The organism is Variovorax sp. 20P10.2.4 (assembly GCF_058244205.1).
Genome location: NZ_JBZAYE010000843.1, coordinates 1 through 2631 on the forward strand (window position 1 = coordinate 1; position 2631 = coordinate 2631).

At 70.7% G+C, this 2631-nt stretch carries 3 protein-coding genes; 2 read left to right on the top strand and 1 reads right to left on the bottom strand.

The genetic code is table 11. The annotated features are described in order from the left end of the window. Window positions 1-8: 8 nt before the first annotated feature. Window positions 9-776 (bottom strand): PP2C family protein-serine/threonine phosphatase, encoded by a 768-nt coding sequence (locus AC27VN_RS38380; protein WP_490880052.1) that lies wholly within the window; start codon window positions 774-776, stop codon window positions 9-11. A gap of 114 nt (window positions 777-890) precedes the next feature. Here AC27VN_RS38380 and AC27VN_RS38385 point away from each other — a divergent pair, with 114 nt between their 5' ends. Continuing rightward, window positions 891-1094, top strand: coding sequence for a YdcH family protein (locus AC27VN_RS38385; RefSeq protein WP_490880053.1), 204 nt, complete (start codon window positions 891-893; stop codon window positions 1092-1094). Further along, window positions 1091-2631: ATP-dependent DNA helicase (locus tag AC27VN_RS38390; RefSeq protein ID WP_490880054.1), on the top strand; the 1541-nt coding region annotated here is incomplete at its 3' end. The genes AC27VN_RS38385 and AC27VN_RS38390, both read left to right, overlap by 4 nt.

Here is a 2631-nt window from a genome sequence, read left to right on the forward strand (position 1 = left end):
CGGAGATTTCAGGCCGCCGGCAGGGGCTCGAGCTTGAGCACCGCGATCGAGATGTTGTCGCCGGTGCCATGCGCCCGGCGGCGTGCTTCGCCCACCAGGATCTCGACCGCATCGCGCGGCGGCTGCGCATGGAGCACGCTCGCGAGTTCTTCGGGAGTGAAGTAGTGCCACAGGCCGTCGCTGCAGGCCATCAGCAGGTCGCCGGGCTGCATCCTCGGCACCTGGTCGGGTGCGATCGGCGGCGGCGTCGAGCGCATGCCCAGGCAGCCGAGAAGGATGTTGCCCTGCGGATGCACGTTGGCCTCGGCCTCGGTGATCTCGCCGCGGTCGATCAGCGTCTGCACGTACGAATGGTCGCGCGTGCGCTTGATCAGCCGGCCGTCGTGGAAGTGGTAGATGCGCGAATCGCCCGCATGGATCCAGGCGCAGTCGCCGGTCGGGTTCATGAGGAAGGCGGCCAGCGTGCTGTGCGGTTCCTGCTCGCTCGACACGGCCGTGAGCTTGATCACCGTGTGCGCGTCCTCGAGCAGCTGGCGCAGCAGCGCCTCGGCTTCGTCGCGTGCCGGGTTGTAGCGCGCGAAGAGCTGGCGCGCGGTCATCAGCACCTGGTCGGAGGCCTTGCGTCCGCCGCTGCGCCCGCCCATGCCGTCGGCCACCACGGCGAGCACGCAGCCCGGCGTGCGCGGATGCGCGATCAGCAGCACCTGGTCCTGCTGGTAGGGGCGGTCGCCCTTGTGCAGGCCGGTGGCGGCAATGAGTCGAAAGCCTTGGGTCATGAGCGCGAATGCGCCGATGCAGCGCCGCCTGTCTTCTCTGGAGTTCGGATCACGACGTATTATCGAATGAACCCGAGCCCGAGCCGCGCAGAAGATGCGTCCGCTTCTCCCACGTTGGACTCCAATCTCCACTCCCTTTCCCGCCAGTTGATCGAGTTGCGCATCGAGCATGCGGACCTCGACGCGTCCATCGACAGCCTGAGCGAGGTCGTTCCGCAGGACGAACTGCTGCTGCGCCGCCTCAAGAAGCGCCGCCTTGCGCTGCGCGACCAGATCGTGCGGCTCGAGAGCGCGATCGATCCGAAGGAGCCGGCATGAGCGCGGTGGGCCTGGAAGACACGCTCGCATCGAAGGTGCTGGAAGCTTTCTCTGAGGGCGGCGTGCTGTCGCGCGCGGCCGAGCAGTTCCGCGAGCGCTCGGGCCAGACCGAGATGGCGATGGCCGTGGCGCGCACCATCGAGCAGGGCGGCATGCTGGTGGTCGAGGCCGGCACCGGCGTCGGCAAGACCTTCTCGTACCTGGTGCCCGCGCTGCTGAGCGGCGAGCGCGTGCTGCTCTCGACCGCCACCAAGGCGCTGCAGGATCAGCTCTTCGGCCGCGACCTGCCGCGGCTCGTGGAAGCGCTGGGCCTGCCGGTGCGCACCGCGCTGCTCAAGGGCCGCGGCAGCTACCTCTGCCTGCACCGGCTCGACATCGCGCGCCACGATGCCTCGCTGCCCGAGCGCGGCAGCCTGCGCACGCTGGCGAAGATCGAGCAATGGTCCAAGGCCACGCGCACCGGCGATCTCGCCGAACTGCCGGGGCTCGACGAGCGCTCGCCGCTGATCCCGCTGGTGAGCTCGACGCGCGAGAACTGCCTGGGCGCGCAGTGCCCGCAGTTCAAGCCCTGCCACGTCAACCTGGCGCGGCGCGAGGCGCTCGCGGCCGATGTGGTGGTCATCAACCACCACCTGTTCTTCGCCGACCTCGCGGTGCGCGAGACCGGCATGGCCGAGCTGCTGCCGAGCGTCAGCGTGGTGGTGTTCGACGAGGCGCACCAGCTCAACGAGACCGGCGTGCAGTTCCTCGGCACCAACCTCGGCACCGGGCAGGCGCTCGACTTCGCGCGCGACGTGCTCGCGGCCGGCCTCACGCATGCGCGCGGCCTGGTCGACTGGCAGGGCATCGTGGCCGGGCTCGAGCGCGCGGCGCGCGAGTTGCGGCTGGCGGTGGGCAAGCAATGGCCGGGCGCGAAGCTGCGCTGGGCCGGGCCCTCGCCCGAGGGCATCGGCGAGCACGAATGGCAGGGCGCGCTCGACACGCTGCAGATCGCCTTCGAGGAGGCAGCCGAAGGCCTCGACACGGTCAGCGAGCTGTCGCCCGATTTCGTGCGGCTGCTCGAACGCGCGCGCGAACTCGCGAAGCGCGCTGCCAAGTTCGCGCGCGCCTGCGCGCCGGAATCGGTGCGCTGGGTCGACGTGGGCACGCAGCTGCGGCTGGTGGAGTCGCCGCTCGACATCGCCGAGGCGATGCGCACGCGCGTGCTCAAGATCGCCAAGGCGCCCGATGCGCAGCCGGACGCGCATGGCGACGAGACGCTGGGGCGCGGCGCCCGCGAGGCCGTCGACGAATACGACGCCTGGCTCGATGCGCAGGGCGGTGGCGATGATGACGACGAGCCGCCGCGTGCACACGAGCCCGAACCCGCGGCCACCGAGCGGCGGCGCCGCGCCTGGGTCTTCACCTCCGCCACGCTGGGCGACGATCCCACGCTGCGCTGGTTCACCGAACCCTGCGGCCTCGAAGACGCGGAGGTGCTGCGCGTGCGCAGCCCCTTCGACTACGCCGCGCAGGCCGCGCTCTACGTGCCGCGCGC